Origin of the sequence: Streptomyces sp. NPDC050388, from assembly GCF_040655635.1 — a bacterium.
Classification (GTDB): Bacteria; Actinomycetota; Actinomycetes; order Streptomycetales; family Streptomycetaceae; genus Streptomyces.
This window is the reverse complement of sequence record NZ_JBFAKH010000041.1, coordinates 1-15,364: the sequence shown is the minus strand read 5'-3', so window position 1 is coordinate 15,364 and position 15,364 is coordinate 1. Positions and strand designations below refer to the sequence as shown.

Here is a 15,364-nt window from a genome sequence, read left to right as displayed (position 1 = left end):
AAAGAAGAAAACGTGAAGGGAGCCCCCACCCCATGACCGTTGTGCGGAGCACGCTGCCCGACGAGGACCGCCGAATCGCCTGCGAGGCACTCCAGAGCACTTTGGTGGATCTCCTCGGCCTCTCCCTGATCGGCAAGCAGGCGCACTGGAACGTCGTGGGTCCGCGGTTCCGTTCGGTCCACCTCCAGCTGGACGAGGTGGTCTCGGCCGCGCGCACCGGCGCCGACACGGTCGCGGAGCGCTCCGCGACGCTCGGCGTGCCGCCGGACGGCCGTCCGGAGACCGTCGCCAAGGTCTTCTCACTGCCCGTCCCCGAAGAGGGCTGGCTGCGGGACGAGGACGCCGTGCGGGTGATGACGGAGGCGCTGGGCACCGCGATCGTACGGCTGCGCGAGCGCGTCGACGCCACCGAGAAGGCGGACCCGGTCACCCAGGACCTGCTGATCTCCGTCACCGCCGAACTGGAGAAACTGCGCTGGATGTTCGAGGCGGAGAACACCCCCTTCGGCTCCTGACCAACGCACGCGGCGCCCCCACCCCGGCGCTCCCTTGCTCGCTCCCCGCCCTCCCTCGCTCCCGCTCCCCTGTCCCGCTCCCCCATTCCCGGGACAGGGTGATCACCGCGCGGCACAATGACCGCGACGGCCGGATCCGGCCGGAGGAGCGAGGGAGGGCGAGAGACGTGGGTGAGAGCCACACCCCGCCGAGGGTCCCGGCGCGGCTGGACACCTCTGTCGCGCACAACGCACGCGTGTGGAACCACTGGATCGGCGGCGAGGACAACTACGAGGTCGACCGGCGGGTCGGTGACCAGGTCGCCTCGATCATCCCGGTCATCCGGGACATCGCTCGCGCGGACCGGGAGTTCCTGGGCCGGGCCGTCACGTATCTGGCCGGTGAGCGCGGGGTGCGGCAGTTCCTCGACGTCGGCACCGGGCTGCCGACCGCGGACAACACCCACGAGATCGCGCAGCGGATCGCTCCGGACTCCCGGATCGTCTACGTCGACAACGACCCGACCGTGCTGGTCCACGCCCGGGCCCTGCTCACCGGCGGCCACGACGGCGCGACCGCCTACCTCGACGCCGATGTGCGCGACCCGGACGCCATCCTCGAACGGGCCGCCGCCACACTCGACTTCGACCGTCCGGTCGCGGTGATGATGCTGGGCATCCTCAACTTCGTCCTCGACACCGGCGAGGCCCGTGAGATCGTACGGCGGATCGTGGCAGCCGCTCCCTCCGGCAGTTTCCTCGTGCTCACCCACCCCACCTCCGACGCCGGGGTGGGCGGCGAGAACCAGGTCCCCGCGATGGAGTTCTGGAACGAGAACGCCACTCCCCCGATCACCGCCCGCAGTGCCGAGGACATCGCCGCGTTCTTCGAGGGGCTGAACCTGGTCGAGCCCGGCCTGGTGTCCTGCTCGCGGTGGCGTGCCGGGGCGGACGCCGCGGTCGTCGTACCGCAGTACGGCGCGGTGGCCGTGAAACCCTGACGCCGTGAAACCCTGACGCGACCGTCGATCCGATCCGGCCGAGCCCCTCGAGGAGGACACACCACCGCGGAGCGGCCGGCACCCCCGTAAGTCCGAACCGTTGAAAGTATGATCAAGCGATGTCTGATACGACCGAAACCACGCCGGGTTGGCTGTCCTCCGACGAACTGGAGATGACACGGGCCCGCATGCCGATCCTGTACGTCGAGGCCGTCCCCGTCCGTGTCGACGACAGCGGCGAAGTCACCAGCGTCGGCCTGCTGTTGCGCATAGGACCCGACGGCACGGTCAGCCGGACGCTGGTCTCCGGCCGGGTGCTGCACCACGAGCGGGTCCGCGACGCACTGCTGCGCCATCTGGAGAAGGACCTCGGCCCGGTGGCGCTGCCCCGGATCCCGGCGTCGCTCCAGCCGTTCACGGTCGCGGAGTACTTCCCCACGCACGGCGTCACGCCGTACCACGACCCGCGTCAGCACGCGGTGTCCCTCGCCTACATCGTGCCGGTGACGGGTGACTGCCGGCCCCGGCAGGACGCCCTCGACCTGGTGTGGTTCAGCCCGCAGGAGGCCCTGTCGGAGGCCGTGCAGAGCGAGATGCCGGGCGGGCACGGGGTGCTGCTGAAGCAGGCGCTGGCCCATGCGGGCTGCGTGGGCTGATCCGGCGGGAACGGCGCGAGCGGGGTCAGGGGGCGTCCGTGCTCTCCGGGTGGGTGAGGTTCGCCCCGGTCGAGGGGTCGAAGACATGCGCCTTGCCCATGTCGACCCGGAGTTCCACGGGCGCTCCCTCACGGGCGCGGGTGGCGGCGTCCAGCCGGGCCACGATCTGCTGCGCGGCCCCCGCGCCGGTGTCGCGCAGGCCGGAGTCGGTGGCGAGTTCCTCCAGTTCGGTGGTCGTCACCGGTCCGCCCTCGGCGCCGAAGTGGACGTACACGTCGGAACCGAGCGACTCCAGCACGTCCACGGTGGCCGTGAGGACGGGGCCGCCCGGCTCGCGGGCCAGGGCCGCGTCCTCGAAGGCCTCGGGACGCAGCCCTACGATGACGTCGCGCGGCGCGTTCCGCCGTTCCAGCGCCTGGCGCGTACGGTCGTCGAGCGGCAGGTCGCCCAGCGGTGAGCGCAGCACACCCGTCTCCAGGAGGGCGCCGACGAAGTTCATCGCCGGGGATCCGATGAAGCCCGCGACGAAGAGGTTGCACGGCAGGTCGTAGAGCTGCGCGGGCGTGCCGATCTGCTGGACCACGCCCTGCCGCATGACCACGACCCGGTCGCCGAGGGTCATCGCCTCGGTCTGGTCGTGGGTGACGTAGACGGTGGTGGTGCCCAGGCGGCGCTGCAGCCGGGAGACCTGGGTGCGCATCTGCACCCGCAGCTTGGCGTCCAGGTTGGACAGCGGCTCGTCCATCAGGAACGCCTTGGGGTCGCGGACGATGGCCCGCCCCATCGCCACCCGCTGACGTTGGCCGCCGGAGAGGTTGGCGGGCTTGCGGTCCAGGAACTCGCTCAGGTCGAGGACCCGCGCGGCCTCCTCGACCTTGCCGGCGATGACGGCCTTGTCCACCTTCGCCAGGCGCAGCGGGGAGCCCATGTTCTCGCGCACGCTCATGTGCGGGTACAGGGCGTAGCTCTGGAACACCATGGCGACGTCGCGCTCCTTGGGCGCGAGGTCGTTGACGACCTTGTCGCCGATGCGCAGGGTGCCCTCGGTGATGTCCTCCAGTCCGGCGATCATGTTCAGGGTGGTGGACTTGCCGCATCCGGACGGGCCGACCAGGATCACGAACTCGCCGTCGGCGATGGCGAGGTCCACGTCCTTCACGGCGACGGATCCGTCGGGAAAACGCTTGGTGACGCCCTCGAGGACGATCTCGGCCATGGGTGGTGCCTCCTTGTCTTCGTGACGGGCCTTCGTGACAAACATGTGTGACGGGCCTTCAGGCGGCCGGGTCCGGGTGCGGTCCGGTCACCCCTTGACCGCCCCGGAGGTCAGTCCGGCCACGATCCGCCGCTGGAAGAACAGGACGAAGACGATGATGGGGATGGTGATCACCACGGCGGCGGCGGCGATCGACCCGGTGGGCTGCTGGAACTGGGAGCTGCCGGTGAAGAAAGCGATCGCGGCGGGCACCGTCCGCGCGGACTCGGTGGAGGTCAGCGAGATCGCGAACAGGAAGTCGTTCCAGCAGAAGATGAACACCAGGATGGCGGTGGTGAACACGCCCGGCGCGGCCAGCGGCACGATGACCAGCCGGAACGCCTGCGCGGGCGTGGCGCCGTCCACCTTGGCGGCCTTCTCCAGGTCCCACGGGATCTCCCGGAAGAACGCCGACAGGGTGTAGATCGCCAGCGGCAGCGAGAAGGTCATGTACGGGATGATGAGCCCGATCCAGGTGTCGAAGATCCCGATGGCCCGCTCGATCTCGAACAGCGGCGAGACCAGGGAGATCGGCGGGAACATGGCGATCAGCAGCGACATTCCGATGAGCAGCTGCTTGCCGGGGAACCGCAGCCGGGCCACGGCGTAGGCGGCCATGGTGCCCAGGACCACCGCGATCACCGTGGCGATCAGCGCGATGCCGATCGAGTTGATCAGTGCCCGGGTGAACTGGGAGGTCTCGAAGATGCCCCGGTAGTTCTCCCAGGTCCAGTCCCGGGGGATGAAGTCGCCGTCGGAGAGGGTGGCGGGGTCCTTGAACGACAGCGCGGCGATCCACCACACCGGGAACAGGGCGTACAGCACCACGACGACGTTGACGACGCCCCAGCGGGTCGCGTGCGTCCTGCCCGCTGCGGCCATCAGCGCTTCACCTCCGCGCCGGGTGCGGCGGCGCCGAACAGCTTGACGAAGGTGAAGGCGATGATCCCGACGCAGAGGAAGATCAGGACCGAGATCGCCGACCCGATGCCCAGGTTCAGCGCGGTGAACAGGTTGTCGTAGCCGAGGATCGACAGGGAGCCGGTGCCGTGTGCGCCCGAGGTCAGGACGTAGATGTTGTCGAAGATCCGGAAGGCGTCCAGCGTGCGGAAGAGCAGCGCCACCAGGATGGCCGGTTTCATCAGCGGCACCATGATCTTGGTGAACCGCTGCCAGGATGTGGCGCCGTCCACCATGGCCGCCCGCAGAGTCTCCTCGGGGACCAGGGCGAGGCCGGCGAGCAGCAGCAGCGCCATGAACGGGGTGGTCTTCCACACCTCGGCGAGGATGATCAGCCACAGCGCGGGCCACTGTTCGGTCAGCGGGGCCTCGCCGCTGGGCAGCAGTCCGGCGAGATAGCCCAGTTCAGGGGTCCAGGCGTACTGCCAGGAGAAGGCGGCGACCACCGTGACGATGCCGTACGGGACGAGGACCGCGGTGCGCACCGTGCCGCGCCAGAAGACCGTGCGGTGCATCACCAGGGCGAGTCCCATGCCGAGAACGAGTTCGACGGCCACGGACACGGCGGTGATGAACAGCGTGACCCAGAACGCGTCCCACCAGAACGGGGAGGACAGCACGGCCCCGTAGTTGCTCAGGCCGACGAACTCGGCCTGAGCCGGGAAGCGCAGGTCGTAGCGCTGGAGGGACAGATAGACGGCGTATCCGATGGGGTAGGCGGTCACGGCGATCATGACGATGACGGCCGGTGCGCACAACAGCCAGCCGAGGCGCCGTTCCTGCTTGGCACCGGCCGAGAGGGCAGCCCTGTCCTTCCCGCCCCGGGGCGGCGTCGTCCCGTCGGGCGGCCGGGTGCCGGCCGGGTCGGCCATCGTGCTCATCCGGTGTCGCCCCGGAAGGACGCCCGCGCACCGGCGGGGCACGGCGGGTGGTGGTTCACGGAATCACACCCTCGGATCGCAGGGCATCGTCGATCTGCTGCCTGATGGTCTCGACCGAGCTTTCCGGCTTGACGGCGGACGGCGGGGACAGGGTGTGGGAGACGGCGATCGACACGTTCTGGTAGGCGGGAGTGACCGGCCGGACGCTCGCCGACTCCAGAGCGGCCAGCACATCCTGGGAGAAGGGGTACTGCTTCATCAACGTCGGCTCGTCGTACAGGGAGCGCAGAGTGGGTGGCAGTCCGCCCTCGAGCGCGGCGGTGAGCTGGTTCTCGTGGTCGCGCAGGCACAGGGCCGCCTCGAAGGCCAGGTCGGGGTGGTGGGAGTAGGCGCTGACGGCCAGGTCGATGCCACCGATGGTGGGGCGGGCGGGGCGGTCGGCGTCGATGCGTGGGTAGGGCGCCCAGCGGAAGCTCTTGAACAGCTGCGGGTTGTTCGCCTTCATCGACGGATAGACGAACGGGTAGTTGATCTCGAGCGCCGCCGCCCCCGACTCCATGGCGAGACGGTTCTGGTCCTCCATCTGGTTGGGCAGGGAGGGATCCGCGGCCGGGGAGCGGGCGAAGTCCCGCATGAGGGCGGCGGCCCGCACGGCCGGCGCGCCGAGCGACGGCGCGGTGGCGCTCGGGTTGAGGATGGAGCCGCCCGCGCTGTTGACCAGGGTGTTGAACCAGACGGTCAGCCCCTCGTACTGGGCGCCCTGGATCTCCACGTAGTGCGGTTTGCCCCGCCGGGCCAGGTCGCGGGAGATCGTCAGCATCTCGGACCAGGTCGTGGGCGGGGTGGGCACCAGGTCCTCGCGGTACCACAGGAGTTGGGTGTTGGTGTTGTACGGGACGGCGTAGAGCCTGCCCTTCCAGGTGGCGGTCCGCAGGGGGGCACGCAGGGTGTCCTCGGTGGCCCGCCGTTTCGTCTCGCCCGTCCACTCCCGGATCCAGCGGGCCTCGGCGAACTCCGCGGGCCAGGTCACGTCCAGGCCCAGGATGTCGAGGGAGTCGTCCTGGGCGGCGAGCCGGCGCACCATCTGCTGGCGCTGGCCGTCGGCGCCTCGTGGCAGCTTGTTGTAGCTGATCCGGTAGCGGCCGCCCGATGCCCGACCGCACCGGTCGGCGGCCTTCTGCAGGGCGCCGGAGTCGTCGGGGAAGTTGTACCAGTTGAGCGTGGTCGGGCCGGAACCCTCCTGTTCACCGCCACAGGCGGCGAGCGTGGACGCCATCAGCGTCAGCGCGACCAGCACCCGCGGCCGCGGCCGTCGCGTTCGTCGGGGGTGTCGGGGGTGTCGCCCCTCGCCGGGGTTTCCCGGGTCCGGCCGGCCCCCGCACATCGCGCGCACGCGCTCCACACCTCGCTTCCGGGACGGCGGCGCGGGCGTCGGGCCCCGCGGCGGTGCTTACCCGGCGAACCTTAAGCAGCACACAGAGCGACATCAAGGACATCTACGGGCGAATCGACCGCGGAGCGCGTCAGACAGCTCGCCAGACGTTGTCGAAGGCCGCGTCCTCGATGTCTCGCCGCTGCCGTACGGCCCCCAGTTCCATGACGGCGTCGTTGACGGTGGCCAGGACGGTCACGACCTGATCGTCGGCGAGCTCGGCGACCCGGTCCTCGGCCGGCTGCTCCCCGATCCCCGCGGCGGCGGCGAGGCCGGCCAGCACCGGTTCACGCGACGCCCAGCGGTCGGCCGCCCGGCTCCGGGCCGGCGAATCGGCCGGCACCGGCGGATCCGTCCGGAAGGAGATCCGGCGGGCGTGCGGCCGGGTGACCAGCCCTTCCGACTCCAGGGCGGCAAGATGGGCGGCGGCCAGACCGCGGCCCCGGCGCCACAACCATTCCTCGACGGATTCGTAGGGCGTCTGCCGTACGAGTGACGAGGCGGCCTCGCCCAGCAGTCCCTCACCGTCGGCGGGCGGCAGCCCGGGGACCACGCGGTGCTCGTCCAGGGTGACGGCCTCGGCGTCCATGAGGTCGATCAGCTCCGCTCCCGCGAGCGCGAGCGACAGCTCACCCTGCGCCACCGGAGGGGTGGAGGGGGTGTCGAGGGCGACGATCATCAGGTCCCGTGCCGTGGTCATGAGCGACTCCCTGTCAGTGGCTCCCCGTCAAAGGGGTGGTGGCACATCCCACAGACGACACATCGTACGACCACCACACCGGGGAACGACGAAAAGCCGCCTTCCCATCCATGAGAAGGCGGCTTCCGACCTGCTACAAGCTGGTCGGGACGACAGGATTTGAACCTGCGACCCCTTGACCCCCAGGAGTGCGGGCTACCGCGATCATCTGGATGAACCGGCTGTTCCAAGGGCAGATACCGTGCGCTTCGCGGTGTGAAGTACGGCATCGCGCATGCCGTTCGGTCCCCAACTGGTCCCCATGACGCAGACCAGGTCCAGACTGAGCTTCCCCCGAGATGCGGTGGAGGGTGGCAGAGGGGCGGATGGGTCTCATGAGAGGAGCCCACACGATGCCCGCACCGAGGAAAGACCCGCTGGAGTTGCGTGAGCGTGCGGTGCGGATGTACCGCACGGCCGAGCCGAAGCCGGTGATCCGCCGTCTGGCCGAGGAACTCGGCGTGCACCACGAGGCCCTGCGGGGCTGGATCCGGCAGGCCGACGCCGGTGAGCGGGGCGACCTGCTCACCACCGCCGAGCGGGAAGAGTTGACGACCCTGTGCAAGGAGAACGCCCAGCTCAAGCGGTCGAACGAGATCCTGAAAGCCGCCTCGGCTTTTTTCGCCTAGGAACTCGACACGACCCGGCGCAGGTACTGACGTTCGTCGACGAACACAGTGACCTCGGTGTCGAGCCCGTCATCCGGGAACTCTCCATCCCCTCGTCCACCTACCACCGCTGGCGCCAGGCCGAGAAGCAGCCGTGCGAGCGGCGCCGCCAGGACATCGAGCTGACCGGGCAGATCCGGCAGGTCCACGCCGACTCCGGCGGGATCTACGACTCACCCCGCGTGCATGCCGTCCTCGCACGCGAAGACCTCCGCATCGGCCGCTGGGGGTGCCCCCGCTTGCGGGGGAGCGTCGAGCGGCTGATGCGGGAGGCCGGCCTGGCCGGCATCAGCCCACGCCGCACGGGCAGGGGCTCCACCCGCCGCGACCCGGACGCCGACCTCGCCCCCGACCTGGTGCAACGCGACTTCACCGCACCCGCACCGAAGCGGCTGTGGGTCACCGACCTCACCATGATCCCCACCGGCGAGGGCCCCCTGTGGCTGTCCGCGATCCGGGACGCCTTCTCCCGCCGGGTCGTGGCCTGGGAGACCTCCGCCCGCGCGGACGCCGACCTGGTCCTCACCACGCTGGAGTACGCCCTGACCGGCCGCGAGGTCACCCCCGGCACGCTCATTCACCATGCCGACCACGGCTGTCAGTACACGTCCATCAAGCTCACAACCCGCTTACTCCGGGCAGGAGTCCAAGCGTCCATGGGCTCGGTCGGCGACTCGTTCGACAATGCCCTGGCGGAGAACCTGTGGATGCTGATCAAGACCGAGTGCATCCGCGGCCGCGTCTTCGCCACCAGAGCCGAAGCGAACCTCGCGCTCTTCGAGTACGTCGACGGGTTCCACAACCCCCGCCGCATCCAGAAACGACTCGGCTGCCTCAGCCCCATCGAGTTCGAGGAGAAGCACTACGCCGACCAGGCAACGGCCGAACCGGTGAACCTGAAACCCCGCAAACCTGCCCTGACCAGCTAGTCAGCCACTCCCGCACAGCGGGGACCTCACTCCGCCCTCCCGGCCACGCCGGCGCTCGCCGGTCCGTGACCAGGGCTGTGGACGTCCGAGTGCACCATCACGCCACAGCGGAGGAAGAGACAGGCCCTCCCGCGTGCTCCAGGCTAAGCATCCAGCGCACCTCCGTCCTACGGTCCCGTCGCCGGGAAGGGCCGGCGATACGCCCGGAAAGCCCTGTTCGCTGCGAGCGCCGGGCGACCGTTGTTTACTGGCTATGAGCGGTGACCGGCAGGACACGGCTGCCCGGGCGACCAAGCGGTAGTGCTCCCCCATGGCTGATCAGTTTCCCGAAGTCGCTGCCCGGGTTCTCGGTCCGCGCACCGTCGCCGCCAGGGCAGCGAAACCGTGTGGCCGCAAGGGGACCACCCTGCACAGGGCGGACTGATCAGCGTGCTGGACCGCGTCGGCCTACGGTCCCATCACCGCCTTGAAAGGAAGCACGACATGGCGCAGCCCCATCCCGACGAATCCAATGCCACGCCCGGACCGGAGGCCCGGTTGAGCCGACTGGAGGCACAGGTCGCAACCCTGGCTGAGGCCGTCCGGGTACTCGCCCATGGCCTGGAGAACATCCCGTCGGAGGACGTTCCCCCCGAGGAAGCGGCACGCGGTGCACGACTCGCCCACGAACTCCTGCTCTCCCAGGGCCTGTAGACGCTCCCCGGCGCCGGAAGAAACCGATTCGGCAGCGGTGACCGGCACCGGGCCCGATGCGCCGGTCCCGGTCGAAGAAATCACAGGGAGTCGGCGATGACCCATGCACAAGGACGAAACCCGATCGTGGTCGGCGTCGACCCTGATCCCGGCAGACGCGCGGCGCTTGCCTGGGCCGCCGACGAGGCGGACCGGCGCCGCCTGCCCTTGCTTCTTGTCCTCGCGCAGAACGTGCCGATCCCCGGACACCGGCCGACCGGCGGCCGGCCGTCCTGGGAGGAGTGGAACGAGGCACTGCACGCCACGGGCGACAGCGTGCTGAAGGAGGCGGTGGCCTTCGTCGAGTCCCGGTATCCGCAGCTACCGGTGTCCGGGCTGCTGGCCGAGGGGCATCCAGCGTGGGTGCTGCGCGAGCAGGCACAGAACGCCCCCATGATCGTGCTCGGTTCCTGGCATCTGAGTCCCCTCCGGGAGCTCTTCACCTCCGCCGCCGTCACCCTGCCGCTGATCGCTCACGCGCCCTGCCCCGTGGTGACCGTCCCCGAGTCGGAACACATCACACAGGAGCCCCCATACTTCGTGGTCGGAGTCGACGGCAGCCCTCATTCCGCCGCCGCCGCCGACTTCGCCTCCGAGGAGGCCGCCCTGCGCGGCGCCATCCTGCGGGCCCTGTACGTGCGGCACCCACCGCGGCTCGGAGTCCTGGACGAGGACGCGGCCGTCCAGGAGTGCCGCCGGCTGCTGTCGGAGACCGTCGCCGGGCTTACCGCCGCCCATCCGGAAGTGGAACTGCACCACGAGGTCGTAACCGGCCACCCGGTACAGGTCCTGGCCACGGCGTCCGAACACGCCCTCGGTCTGGTCGTGGGCACCCGCGGGCACGGCGGCTTCACCGGCATGCTGCTGGGCTCCGTCAGCCAGGGCGTGCTGCACCACGCCCGCTGCCCGGTCATCACCGTCCCGCACACCGACCAATAGCACGCATGCAGCGGGGCGGCCCCTCGCCGGTCACCCGCAGCACGGCTCCCGGCTGGGTGCGCGGAGGAATGACCCGCACATCGCCCGAGGCGGCCCCGGTTCGAGCGGCACACCGAGCATCGGCCGACACTGCCGGGGAAGGGGCAGCCCCTGCTGCTGCCCGGACGGCCGTCCTCACCATGCGCGCGATGCTCACCGGGGCCGGAAACACGGAGCCTGGCGTCGGACGCCAAGAACGCCCGGGCGCGCGGCAGGCGGGACCATACCGCTGTACCTGAGCACCGCCCGTGGCCGGAGCGCGCGTTCGTCCTCAGGCTGCCGTATGCGGGACCGGGGCCATGTGGTCGGTGAACCAGTCACGGGCCAGCTCGGTCACCTGCTCCAGGGCGCCGGGCTCCTCGAAGAGGTGGGTGGCGCCGGGGACGACGGCGAGCCGGTTCTCGCAGCGCAGCCGGGCCTGTGCATCGCGGTTGAGGTCGAGTACCAGCTGGTCGTGGCCCCCGACGATCAGCAGCGTGGGCGCCGTCACCTCCGGCAGTCGTGGCCCGGCCAGGTCGGGCCTGCCGCCCCGGGAGACGACCGCGGCGATCCGCGCGCCCGGCTGGGCGGCCGCCCACAAAGCGGCGGCGGCGCCGGTGCTGGCGCCGAAGTACCCGACCGCCAGCCCCTCGGTCTCGGGCTGTATGCGCAGCCAGTCGGTGGCGCCCGCCAGCCGCCGGGCCAGCAGGCCGGTGTCGAAGACGTTGGCCCGGTCGGTCTCCTCGGCCTCGGTGAGCAGGTCGAACAGCAGGGTGCCCAGCCCGGCCCTGTTCAGCCCGGCGGCGACGAACCGGTTACGCGGACTGTGCCGGCTGCTGCCGCTTCCGTGCGCGAACAGCACCACCCCGGCCGCGCCCTCGGGCACGGTCAACTGCCCGCGCAACACCACCGCGCCGACCTGGACGTCCACCTCCCGATCCTCGGGCACAGCGTGACGCTGCTCGGTCCGGTGGGTGCTCACGGGGCGGGCGAGCGCCTCTTCCAGACAGGCGACGACCTCGTCGTCGTCGGTCTGGGAGAAGTCGGCGTAGAACTGTCCGATGGCGTAGAAGTCCCGCGGGGTGTGCGGGCACACCAGTTCGTCGGCGTCCTCGCCGAGCCGTGCGGTCCAGTCGTGCGGTGCCACGGGGACCGCCAGCACGATCCGTGCCGCCCCGCGGGCCCGGGCGATCCGGCAGGCCGCGCGCGCCGTCGACCCCGTGGCCACCCCGTCGTCGACCACCAACACCGTGCGGCCCTGCAGGTCGAGCGACTCCCGCCCGCCCCGGTAGTGCCGGGCACGCATGCCCAGCACCTCCCGCTCACGGGCCTCGACCTCGGCCAGCTCCTCCGGGGTGATGCGCGCCATGCGCACCACGTCATCGTTGATCACGCGCACCCCGCCCTCACCGATCGCGCCCATCCCCAGTTCCGGCTGGAACGGCACCCCCAGCTTCCGCACCAGGCACACGTCCAGTGGCGCGCCGAGCGCCCCGGCGACTTCTGCCGCGACCGGAACCCCGCCGCGGGGCAGGCCCAGCACCACCACCTCGGTCCCCTTCAGGTGTCCCAGCCTGGCAGCGAGTTGCCGGCCGGCATCACGACGATCCAGGAAGAACACGATCCGACCTCCTCGTCCCGGAACAAGACGGTGACGCCAAGCGCGCCCCGTAACCCCATCCTCACCCCCGCGGAAAACGGATGCGCACCGCTGCGAGGCGCGCTCGCGGGGATGGAGTACAGGCTCCGGGCATCAGGAGACGATGAGCCTTTGCCCGGGGGTCCTCTCCGTCCGGGCGGGCTGACGTACGCGCCGCACCGACGGGTGCCACCCGTCGTACGGCGGTCAGGTGGCCGTGTCAGTCCCCGGCGGAGTGCGGCACGACAACGACCGGACAGGGCGCATGGTGCATGAGGCCCTGGCTGACCGAGCCGAGCAGCAGTCCGGAGAACCCGCCCAGCCCACGGCTGCCCACCACCAGCACCACCGCCCACCGGGCCGCGTCGCTGAGCACCCGTACCGGGTGCCCGCGAACCACCGTGTGCTGGACCTCGACCTGGGGGTACTTGTCCCGCCAACCGGCCGTGGACTCCGCCGGTACCCGCCGCACCTCGTCCTCCGCATCCTCCAGCGCCAGATCGCGGAGGTAGGGCGGCTGCCAGGCCGAGACCGCGATCACGCGGGCTTCGCGGAAGGCGGCCTCCTCGAAGGCGAACCGCACCGCCTCCGTCGACACGGCCGAACCATCCACACCCACCACGACATGAGGCGGGGCATGTGTCACCGGCTCCGGCTCGCGGACCGCAACGACCGGGCACGGTGCGTGCGTGACGAGCGGCTTCCCCACCGACTCGCGGCTGAACAGGTCCCGCACGATGCCGCGGTGCCGCGAGCCGATCACCACCATGGCGCTGCCCGCCGCCCGGGCCCGCAAGACGTCCACCGGGGAGCCGTCGGCAAGTTCGCCGACCACGGTGAGCCCCGGATGCCGTCCGACGGCGAAGCCCCGCGCGTCCTCCAGCACCGGCGCGTAGGCGGCACGGATCGCCGGGCCCCACGACGTCCACAACGAGCTCAGCTCGGCGGACCCGCCCTCCAGCCCGGGCACGTCAACGGCGAGCACCACATGGAGCGGCAGACGCCGAAGCGCCGCCTCGTCCGCGGCCCAGGCCAGGGCCAGCCTGGCGCCTGGCGTGGCATCCACCCCGACGACAACCGCTCCCCGCACATGCAACGTGCTCATGCTTGCGTTCCTTTCTCAGCCCAGTGCACTGCCGTTCGGACGTCCGTCCACGTGGTCAGGTGTCCCCGAGGTGCGACGCCCGAAGCGGAAGGAGCGCGTCCGCAACAGCGGCCAGGCGCCTCTTGACGTCCAGGGCAGCTCCTCGACGTCTTCCCACAGGAGGGGACTCCCGGCCCCCTCGACGGGCCCCCAGCGTCGGCCCATGCCCAGCCTTCACGCCCCCTGCGTCCCTTACCGTCACGGCATGGGCCTCGGCCTGCGGCACCTTTCGGGCGCTGTCCAGGGTCACCAGCCCGACCGGGGGCCCGTCCTCGGTCACCGGGAACGCCGAGTGCCGGTAGTGGTAGCGCGCATCGGTGAGGAAGCCCGCCACCGTGGTGTCCGCGGGAACCGCGAGAGGTTCGGGCGTCATGGCGTCCCGCACGGGGACCCCGGCGAGCGCGCCGCACAGCTGGGCCTGCCGTCCCTCGGCGGTGGCGGCCACGATGAGGAACCAACCGATCAGCGCCAGCCACAGTCCGCCGAACGCGCCGGTCCGCAGGAACGCGAGCAGTCCGAGGACGACCAGCAGCCGCCCCAAGACCTGCCCCACCGCGGTCGCCCGCAGCCGGTCACCCGTGCGCCACCACAGGAAGGCGCGCAGCAGCCGGCCGCCGTCGAGCGGTGCGGCGGGCAGCGCGTTGAAGACGGCGAGCAGCACGTTGATGCCCGCCGTCCAGGCCACCATCTCCACCACGACCCCGGGCCCGGACGCCAGGTCGAGCAGCCAGGCGCCGAATGCGAAGAGCCCGCCCAGCAAGAGGCTGACGAGGGGGCCGACGCCGGCGATCCTCAGCTCCGCGCCGGGGCTGGACGCCTCGGTCCTGAGCCGGGCCGCTCCGCCCAGCAGCCACAGCACGATGTCGTCCACCTCGACCCCGTTGCGCCGGGCCACGACGGCGTGCCCCAGCTCGTGTGCGAGCAGGGAGGCGAAGAAGACCACGGCGGTGCACAGGCCGGCCGCCCAGTACACCGCCCAGGCACGCCCCGGATATGTCTCCGGGAGGCGGCCCTGCGACAGGCCGAACACGATGATGCCGAAGACGAGCAGCACGCTCCAGTGCACGCCGACCCGGATCCCCGCGATCCGTCCCAGAACGAACGTCGCCGGCACGGCGCTCTCCCCTGCTCGAGCCGTCACCCGACAAACAGCCGACCCGCTCCGCCCCCACCACCCCGCCTCCCACGGTCCGACGACACGACCATGCAGACCCCCGTCCCCAGGACGGTGCCACGGGTCGGCCGCGCTCAGCTCGGACATCTCGCCGAGCCGACCCTTCTGATCAGCTGGTCCCTCCTGGTCCCAGTACATCCTGGGCCCGACGGCCCCGCGCGCTGGAGGGGCCTGGCCTGAGGACATGGAGCAGAGAGGTGGAGCAGTCGGGGGTGTGACAGCCTTCGTCCGGGCGACAGCGACCTCCTGGTCGCCGCCCGCCGGGCGGCCCCCTTCATGGACGCGCTCACCGAACTGCCCTCCACTGCCGAGGTCATCGCACACGGGGAGAAGAAGGCCTCGATCCGTACCGTCAAGGGCGTCCAGGTCGACCTGCGCGTGGTGCGACCGGACGCGTGGGGTGCCGGGATGCAGTACTTCACCGGCTCCAAGGCGCACAACATCCGCACCCGCACGATCGCGGTCCACCTGGGGCTGGAGCTCTCCGAGTACGGCCTGTTCGAGACCGACGGCGGCAAGCGGGTCACCTCCCGCTCGGAGGACGAGGTGTACGCCCGGCTCGGCCTGCCCTGGATCCCGCCCACCCTGCGCGAGGGCCGGGGCGAGAGCGAAGCCGGCCTGAGCCGACGGCGGAACGCGGCACCCCTCGAGTGCGTGTCCGCGCGTGTCGCGGCGTCCGGCATTCGAGGTTGTACTGAGGGTG

At 70.9% G+C, this 15,364-nt stretch carries 15 protein-coding genes and 1 pseudogene; 8 read left to right on the top strand and 8 right to left on the bottom strand.

What is annotated here, in order from left to right; translation table 11 throughout:
• The first annotated feature begins 32 nt into the window (after positions 1-32).
• The 3 genes from AB0I73_RS23275 (at position 33) to AB0I73_RS23265 (ending at position 2,151) form a co-directional block, all read left to right on the top strand.
• Positions 33-515, top strand: a complete 483-nt coding sequence (locus AB0I73_RS23275) for a DNA starvation/stationary phase protection protein (RefSeq protein ID WP_109376200.1) — start codon at positions 33-35, stop codon at positions 513-515.
• Positions 516-682: 167 nt separating this feature from the next.
• A complete protein-coding gene (locus AB0I73_RS23270; protein WP_363040247.1) occupies positions 683-1,495 on the top strand; it encodes an SAM-dependent methyltransferase in 813 nt (270 codons plus the stop codon).
• Positions 1,496-1,614: 119 nt separating this feature from the next.
• Positions 1,615-2,151, top strand: a complete 537-nt coding sequence (locus AB0I73_RS23265; RefSeq protein WP_109376198.1) for an NUDIX hydrolase family protein — start codon at positions 1,615-1,617, stop codon at positions 2,149-2,151.
• 25 nt (positions 2,152-2,176) lie between these two features.
• Here the strand turns inward: AB0I73_RS23265 and ugpC are convergent, their stop codons facing one another.
• The 5 genes from ugpC to AB0I73_RS23240 form a co-directional block, all read right to left on the bottom strand.
• Complete coding sequence (gene ugpC, locus AB0I73_RS23260) at positions 2,177-3,367, bottom strand: sn-glycerol-3-phosphate ABC transporter ATP-binding protein UgpC (protein ID WP_363040244.1); 1,191 nt, start codon at positions 3,365-3,367, stop codon at positions 2,177-2,179.
• 87 nt (positions 3,368-3,454) lie between these two features.
• Positions 3,455-4,288 carry a carbohydrate ABC transporter permease gene (locus tag AB0I73_RS23255; RefSeq protein WP_363040242.1) on the bottom strand — a complete coding sequence of 278 codons (834 nt, stop codon included), beginning with the start codon at positions 4,286-4,288 and terminating at the stop codon, positions 3,455-3,457.
• Positions 4,288-5,247, bottom strand: a complete 960-nt coding sequence (locus AB0I73_RS23250) for a sugar ABC transporter permease (protein WP_363040240.1) — start codon at positions 5,245-5,247, stop codon at positions 4,288-4,290. Before AB0I73_RS23250 ends, AB0I73_RS23255 begins: the two co-directional genes overlap by 1 nt.
• 55 nt (positions 5,248-5,302) lie before the next feature.
• On the bottom strand, positions 5,303-6,523 hold the full coding sequence (locus AB0I73_RS23245; RefSeq protein ID WP_363040238.1) for an ABC transporter substrate-binding protein: 1,221 nt from the start codon (positions 6,521-6,523) through the stop codon (positions 5,303-5,305).
• Positions 6,524-6,770: 247 nt separating this feature from the next.
• The gene (locus tag AB0I73_RS23240) at positions 6,771-7,379 is read right to left on the bottom strand and encodes a GPP34 family phosphoprotein (protein WP_363040236.1); all 609 of its coding nucleotides are present in this window, start codon (positions 7,377-7,379) and stop codon (positions 6,771-6,773) included.
• Positions 7,380-7,771: 392 nt separating this feature from the next.
• On the opposite strand from AB0I73_RS23240, the gene AB0I73_RS23235 reads away from it, so the two are divergent.
• The 4 genes from AB0I73_RS23235 to AB0I73_RS23220 all read left to right on the top strand — a co-directional run bounded on the left by AB0I73_RS23235 (position 7,772) and on the right by AB0I73_RS23220 (position 10,686).
• Positions 7,772-8,047 carry a transposase gene (locus tag AB0I73_RS23235; protein WP_363040234.1) on the top strand — a complete coding sequence of 92 codons (276 nt, stop codon included), beginning with the start codon at positions 7,772-7,774 and terminating at the stop codon, positions 8,045-8,047.
• Complete coding sequence (locus tag AB0I73_RS23230) at positions 7,978-9,015, top strand: IS3 family transposase (RefSeq protein ID WP_363040232.1); 1,038 nt, start codon at positions 7,978-7,980, stop codon at positions 9,013-9,015. The genes AB0I73_RS23235 and AB0I73_RS23230 overlap by 70 nt, the downstream gene beginning before the upstream one ends.
• A gap of 483 nt (positions 9,016-9,498) precedes the next feature.
• Complete coding sequence (locus tag AB0I73_RS23225) at positions 9,499-9,708, top strand: hypothetical protein (RefSeq protein WP_363040230.1); 210 nt, start codon at positions 9,499-9,501, stop codon at positions 9,706-9,708.
• Positions 9,709-9,804: 96 nt separating this feature from the next.
• Positions 9,805-10,686: a universal stress protein gene (locus tag AB0I73_RS23220; RefSeq protein ID WP_363040228.1), complete on the top strand. Its 882-nt coding sequence runs from the start codon at positions 9,805-9,807 to the stop codon at positions 10,684-10,686.
• A gap of 310 nt (positions 10,687-10,996) precedes the next feature.
• Here the strand turns inward: AB0I73_RS23220 and AB0I73_RS23215 are convergent, their stop codons facing one another.
• From AB0I73_RS23215 to AB0I73_RS23205, 3 genes are all read right to left on the bottom strand, one after another.
• On the bottom strand, positions 10,997-12,325 hold the full coding sequence (locus AB0I73_RS23215) for a phosphoribosyltransferase family protein (protein WP_363040226.1): 1,329 nt from the start codon (positions 12,323-12,325) through the stop codon (positions 10,997-10,999).
• 238 nt (positions 12,326-12,563) lie between these two features.
• The gene (locus AB0I73_RS23210) at positions 12,564-13,448 is read right to left on the bottom strand and encodes a universal stress protein (protein WP_363040224.1); all 885 of its coding nucleotides are present in this window, start codon (positions 13,446-13,448) and stop codon (positions 12,564-12,566) included.
• A gap of 55 nt (positions 13,449-13,503) precedes the next feature.
• Entirely contained in the window at positions 13,504-14,601 is a 1,098-nt protein-coding gene (locus AB0I73_RS23205; RefSeq protein WP_363040222.1) for a site-2 protease family protein, read from the bottom strand.
• Between the two features lie 291 nt (positions 14,602-14,892).
• On the opposite strand from AB0I73_RS23205, the pseudogene AB0I73_RS23200 reads away from it, so the two are divergent.
• A pseudogene (locus AB0I73_RS23200) lies at positions 14,893-15,282 on the top strand (DNA polymerase/3'-5' exonuclease PolX); the annotation flags it as partial.
• Positions 15,283-15,364: the final 82 nt, after the last annotated feature.